This is a genomic window from Citrobacter sp. S46_ASV_140, from assembly GCF_018919545.1.
Classification (GTDB): Bacteria; Pseudomonadota; Gammaproteobacteria; order Enterobacterales; family Enterobacteriaceae; genus Citrobacter; species Citrobacter braakii.
In genome coordinates, this window is record NZ_JAHLRC010000159.1 from 1 (window position 1) to 6,631 (window position 6,631).

3 protein-coding genes and 1 pseudogene are annotated in these 6,631 nt (G+C 52.0%); 2 read left to right on the forward strand and 2 right to left on the reverse strand.

Translation table 11 applies throughout. From position 1 onward, the window contains the following. Window positions 1–647 precede the first annotated feature (647 nt). Window positions 648–953: a PTS sugar transporter subunit IIB gene (locus tag KQJ19_RS21475; RefSeq protein ID WP_016155303.1), complete on the forward strand. Its 306-nt coding sequence runs from the start codon at window positions 648–650 to the stop codon at window positions 951–953. 4 nt (window positions 954–957) lie between these two features. Next, window positions 958–1,275, forward strand: coding sequence for a PTS lactose/cellobiose transporter subunit IIA (locus KQJ19_RS21480; protein WP_016155302.1), 318 nt, complete (start codon window positions 958–960; stop codon window positions 1,273–1,275). Window positions 1,276–1,422: 147 nt separating this feature from the next. Here KQJ19_RS21480 and rpoC read toward each other — a convergent pair whose 3' ends face one another. Then, window positions 1,423–5,646: a DNA-directed RNA polymerase subunit beta' gene (rpoC, locus tag KQJ19_RS21485; RefSeq protein WP_016155301.1), complete on the reverse strand. Its 4,224-nt coding sequence runs from the start codon at window positions 5,644–5,646 to the stop codon at window positions 1,423–1,425. A 76-nt stretch (window positions 5,647–5,722) separates the two neighbouring features. Beyond that, window positions 5,723–6,631, reverse strand: a pseudogene (gene rpoB, locus KQJ19_RS21490) (DNA-directed RNA polymerase subunit beta); the annotation flags it as partial.

The following is a 6,631-nucleotide window of genomic DNA, read 5'->3' on the forward strand; positions in this document are numbered from 1 at the left end:
AACTAAAACCGTCCTCTATTTACCGTTAAACACATTCCACCCGCTTGATAATAGAACTCAAGGCTGGTGACCTAAACAAGTACACTTCCCCTCGCGACATATACTCTTTGATGCGTTGCCTTATTTCCCTTGCGATAACCAGAAAACAGAAACCGCAAACATTTACTATTAAATCATGGCGTTACATCGTCGCGCTTTACTAACTATTTGCGATTAGATATATCAACTACGTGGCCTGAAAGCATTGTCGAGGTGAATAAATAGCGTTTTCAGCATCGACTATCCCATACAAAAATACTTCGTGGCCTTTATCGCAACCCCCAATCAAGCTCTACTAACACTTACTACGTTAACAGCAAACTACAATTTCTCCGCTGTTAAGTATTAACATACGGGTTTAAAAAACGCTGTCAATACTGTTTTTTATAACATGTCTTTATTAACAGTGATTATATATTCCTGCATATGATAAATGGGTCAACAATCGCCAAATCAGGGCCAGATCGTAGGGTTGAGCCTCTTTTTGTAACCGGTTTCAGAAAAAGTGACTTTCTTTGTGATGCCTTGCACACAATCGTTGCAAAGCAGTTGTTGCTGCGGCTGGCTCGCGATAATTATCAACCCACACATGTTGATCGAGACTGCTTATGAAAAACATCGTTTTATGCTGTGCCGCCGGAATGTCCACCAGCATGCTGGTGCAAAAGATGAAAGATGCCGCCCAGAAAAAAGGTGTCGACGTCACTATCAAAGCGGTCCCGGTGGCTGAGTTTGAAGAGAATATCGCCACTGCGGATATCGTATTGCTCGGCCCACAGGTTAAGTATGAACAGGCCAAGCTGCAGGCGCTCGCCGACCCGCTAGGAAAAAAAGTCGCCGTTATCGATATGATGGATTACGGCATGATGAAAGGCGATGCGGTACTGGACAAAGCGCTGAAACTATTGGAGTGATGGCATGGAAGAGTTAGAAACGATCATCATGGAATTATTGGTAAACGCCGGAGCTGCGCGCAGTCAAGCCCTGACGGCGTTGCAACTGGCGCGTAAAGGTGATTTCGCCGGGGCAGAACACGCGATGATGGAATCTCGCGAGTATGTTAAACAAGCGCATAAAATCCAGACCCAGCTGATCGGAATTGACGAAGGTACCGGCAAACTACCGGTTAATCTCATCACCGTCCATTCCCAGGACCACCTGATGAATGCCATGGTGATTCAGGATCTGGCAGGCGATATGATTGAACTGTATCGACGCTTGCCACCAGTAAACTGAGCGGATGGCGTAAGCCGTAGGCCTCATAAGCCTGGCGTCATCATGCCGGATGGCAGTTGCTGCCTTATCCGGCCAACATAATACATCTTAAATCCATCGACATAAAAAAACCCGCCGAAGCGGGTTTTTTATTAGCGTCAGCAACGATTAATCGTTGTCAGAACCGCCCAGGCCTGCGTTCAGCAGTTCTGCCAGGCTGGCAGACGCATCTTCAGCAGTCACCTGCGGAGCAGCTGGCAGTTCGCCCGCTGCGCGGCGGCGCATACGATCCTGGTGGTACGCATAACCGGTACCCGCCGGGATCAGACGACCCACGATAACGTTCTCTTTCAGACCGCGCAGTTCATCACGTTTACCTGCAACAGCGGCTTCGGTCAGGACACGCGTGGTTTCCTGGAACGATGCTGCAGAGATGAAGGACTCGGTTGCCAGAGACGCTTTGGTGATACCCAGCAGATCGCGGGAGAATGTTGCACCCACTTTGCCGTTCGCTTCCAGATCGCGGTTAGCAATCTTGACGCGGGAGTATTCAACCTGCTCGCCTTCCAGGAAGTCGGAGCTACCTGCGCTTTCGATGGTGGCTTTACGCAGCATCTGACGAACGATAACTTCGATGTGCTTATCGTTAATCTTAACGCCCTGCAGACGGTATACGTCCTGAACTTCGTTAACGATATAACGAGTTACAGCATGCACACCACGCAGACGCAGGATGTCGTGCGGCGCTTCCGGACCGTCGGAAACAACGTCACCACGTTCTACACGTTCACCTTCGAACACGTTGAGCTGACGCCATTTCGGAATCATCTCTTCATACGGCTCGCTACCGTCTACCGGGGTGATAACCAGACGACGTTTACCTTTGGTTTCTTTACCGAAGGAAATGATGCCGCTGATTTCAGCCAGGATTGCCGGCTCTTTCGGACGACGTGCTTCGAACAGGTCCGCAACGCGCGGCAGACCACCGGTGATATCCTTGGTACCGCCGGATTCCTGCGGAACACGCGCCAGGGTGTCACCAGAACTGATCTGTACGCCATCTTCCAGCTGAACAATCGCTTTACCCGGCAGGAAGTACTGAGCAGGCATATCGGTGCCTGGGATCAGAACGTCGTTGCCCTGAGCATCAACAATTTTCAGTGCCGGACGCAGGTCTTTACCACCCGCAGTACGTTCTGCAGAATCCAGAACCACCAGAGAAGACAGACCGGTCAGCTCGTCGGTCTGACGAGTAATGGTCTGGCCGTCGATCATGTCAGTGAAGCGGACGAAACCACTCACTTCGGTGATAACCGGCATGGTGTGCGGATCCCAGTTCGCTACGGTTTCGCCGCCAGCAACCTGTTCGCCATCACCTTTCGCCATAACGGAACCGTAAGGCACTTTATAGCTTTCTTTGGTACGGCCGAATTCGTCGATCAGTTTCAGTTCGGTGTTACGTGAGGTGATAACCAGTTTACCGCTGGAGTTAACAACCGACTTCGCATTGCTCAGACGGATGCTACCTTTGTTTTTCACCTGGATGCTGGATTCAGCAGCCGCACGAGATGCCGCACCACCGATGTGGAACGTACGCATCGTCAGCTGTGTACCCGGTTCACCGATGGACTGTGCCGCGATAACGCCGATTGCTTCACCTTTATTGATGATGTGGCCACGCGCCAGGTCACGACCATAGCAGTGCGCACATACACCAAAGTCGGTGTCACAGGATACAACGGAACGGACTTTGACGGAGTCAACGGAGTTCTCTTCCAGCAGGTCACACCACTGTTCGTGCAGCAGCGTGTTGCGTGGAACCAGAATATCCGCCGTACCCGGCTTCAGAACGTCTTCAGCAGTCACACGACCCAGAACGCGATCGCGCAGCGGTTCTTTAACGTCACCACCCTCGATAACCGGGGTCATGGTGATGCCTTCAAGCGTGCCGCAATCGTCTTCAGTAACAACCAAGTCCTGCGCAACGTCAACCAGACGACGAGTCAGATAACCGGAGTTCGCTGTTTTCAGTGCGGTATCCGCCAGACCTTTACGAGCACCGTGAGTAGAGATGAAGTACTGGAGTACGTTCAGACCTTCACGGAAGTTCGCGGTGATTGGCGTTTCGATGATGGAGCCATCTGGCTTAGCCATCAGACCACGCATACCAGCCAGCTGACGAATCTGTGCTGCAGAACCACGCGCACCGGAGTCGGCCATCATGTAGATGCTGTTGAAGGAAACCTGCTGCTCTTCTACGCCGTCACGGTTAATCACGGTTTCGGTTTGCAGGTTATCCATCATCGCTTTGGATACACGATCGTTCGCCGCAGCCCAGATATCGATAACTTTGTTATAACGTTCGCCCGCGGTTACCAGACCAGACTGGAACTGCTCCTGGATCTCAGCAACTTCAGCTTCCGCTTCAGAGATGATCTCGTGTTTCTTCTCTGGGATGACCATGTCATCAATACCAACAGATGCACCTGAACGCGCTGCATAAGCAAAGCCGGTGTACATTGTCTGGTCAGCGAAGATAACGGTCGGCTTCAGGCCCAGAATGCGGTAACAGGTGTTCAGCATTTTGGAGATTGCTTTCTTGCCCAGCGCCTGGTTGACGATGGAGAAAGGCAGACCTTTCGGTACGATCATCCACAGAATGGCGCGACCAACGGTCGTGTCTTTCAGGCTGGTGTGCGCAACGAATTCGCCGTTTTCATCTTTTTCGTATTCAGTGATACGCACTTTAACGCGCGCATGCAGAGAGGCCAGACCTGCGCGATAGATACGCTCAGCTTCTTTCGGGCCAGTCAGCACCATGCCTTCGCCTTTGGCGTTAACACAGTCACGGGTCATGTAGTACAGACCCAATACAACGTCCTGAGACGGAACGATGATAGGTTCGCCGTTCGCCGGAGACAGGATGTTGTTGGTAGACATCATCAGCGCACGCGCTTCGAGCTGGGCTTCCAGCGTCAGCGGTACGTGAACAGCCATCTGGTCACCATCGAAGTCGGCGTTATATGCCGCACAAACCAGCGGGTGCAGCTGGATAGCTTTACCTTCGATCAGTACCGGTTCAAATGCCTGGATACCCAGACGGTGCAGGGTTGGTGCACGGTTCAGCAGTACCGGGTGTTCGCGGATAACTTCGTCCAGGATATCCCAAACGACAGCTTCTTCACGCTCAACCATTTTCTTAGCGGCTTTGATGGTGGTGGCCAGGCCACGCAGTTCCAGCTTGCCGTAAATGAACGGTTTGAACAGTTCCAGTGCCATTTTCTTCGGCAGACCGCACTGATGCAGACGCAGGTATGGACCTACGGTGATTACAGAACGACCGGAGTAGTCAACACGCTTACCGAGCAGGTTCTGACGGAAACGACCCTGTTTACCTTTGATCATATCGGCCAAAGATTTCAGAGGACGTTTGTTAGAACCGGTGATCGCACGACCACGACGACCGTTATCCAGCAGGGCGTCAACCGCTTCCTGCAGCATACGTTTTTCGTTACGTACGATGATGTCCGGCGCAGCCAGATCCAGCAGACGTTTCAAACGGTTGTTACGGTTGATCACGCGACGGTACAGATCGTTCAGATCTGATGTTGCGAAACGACCACCATCCAGCGGAACCAGCGGACGCAGATCTGGCGGCAGAACCGGCAGAACGGTCAGGATCATCCACTCTGGCTTGTTGCCAGACTGTACGAATGCTTCCAGCAGTTTGATACGTTTGGTCAGCTTCTTACGCTTGGTTTCGGAGTTGGTTTCGTTCAGCTCTTCGCGCAGAGTTTCGCACTCTTGCTCCAGATCCATGCTCTTCAGCAGGGCCTGGATTGCTTCCGCACCCATCTTCGCGTCGAATTCGTCACCGAACTCTTCCAGCGCGTCCAGATACTGCTCTTCAGTCAGGATCTGTTGACGTTCCAGGTTAGTCATACCGCCTTCGATAACCACATAAGATTCGAAGTACAGTACGCGTTCGATATCGCGCAGCGGCATATCGAGCAGCAGACCGATACGGGACGGCAGAGATTTCAGGAACCAGATGTGAGCAGTCGGAGACGCCAGCTCGATGTGGCCCATACGCTCACGGCGTACTTTAGTCTGGGTCACTTCAACGCCGCACTTCTCACAGATCACACCGCGGTGTTTCAGGCGCTTGTACTTACCGCACAGGCACTCATAGTCTTTTACCGGCCCAAAGATACGGGCGCAGAAAAGGCCGTCACGTTCAGGTTTGAACGTACGGTAGTTGATGGTTTCCGGCTTCTTAACTTCACCGAAAGACCATGAACGGATCATGTCTGGCGAGGCCAGAGCAATTTTGATCGCATCAAACTCTTCGGTTTTAGTCTGCGCTTTCAGAAACTTTAATAAATCTTTCACGGATTTGCTCCCGTCGGAGTTAGCACAATCTGGCGCTGGCTGTTACGCCAGCACCAGTGACCTGTTTGATCGAGAGTTACTCGTCTTCCAGCTCGATGTTGATACCCAGCGAACGAATCTCTTTCAACAGTACGTTGAAGGATTCCGGCATGCCTGGTTCCATCTGATGGTTGCCGTCCACGATGTTTTTATACATCTTAGTACGACCGTTCACGTCATCAGACTTAACGGTGAGCATTTCCTGCAGGGTGTATGCCGCGCCGTATGCTTCAAGCGCCCACACTTCCATCTCCCCGAAGCGCTGACCACCGAACTGAGCCTTACCACCCAGCGGCTGCTGAGTAACCAGGCTGTAAGAACCGGTAGAACGCGCATGCATCTTGTCATCAACCAGGTGGTTCAGTTTCAGCATGTACATGTAGCCAACGGTAACCTGGCGCTCGAACTGCTCACCGGTACGACCGTCGAACAGTGTGATCTGACCGGAAGTCGGCAGGCCACCCAGCTGTAACAGTTCCTTGATTTCAGACTCTTTCGCACCGTCGAACACCGGCGTTGCGATCGGCATACCTTTTTTCAGGTTTTCAGCCAGACGCAGAACTTCTTCATCGCTGAAGGTATTCAGGTCAACTTTCTGACGAACATCTGAACCCAGATCGTAAGCACGCTGGATGAATTCGCGCAGTTTCGCGACTTCCTGCTGCTGTTTCAGCATGGCGTTGATCTTATCGCCAATACCTTTCGCAGCCATACCCAGGTGGGTTTCAAGGATCTGACCGATGTTCATACGCGATGGTACGCCCAGCGGGTTCAACACGATATCTACCGGCGTACCGTTAGCATCGTGTGGCATATCTTCGATCGGGTTGATCTTAGAGATTACACCCTTGTTACCGTGACGACCTGCCATCTTATCACCAGGCTGGATCCGACGTTTAACCGCCAGATAAACCTTAACAATCTTCAGCACGCCCGGTGCCAGATC

Bases quoted from the DNA above. Each gene is read 5' to 3' on its own strand.
- KQJ19_RS21475 (WP_016155303.1), top strand. From the start codon at position 648: ATGAAAAACATCGTTTTATGCTGTGCCGCCGGAATGTCCACCAGCATG.
- KQJ19_RS21480 (WP_016155302.1), top strand. From the start codon at position 958: ATGGAAGAGTTAGAAACGATCATCATGGAATTATTGGTAAACGCCGGA.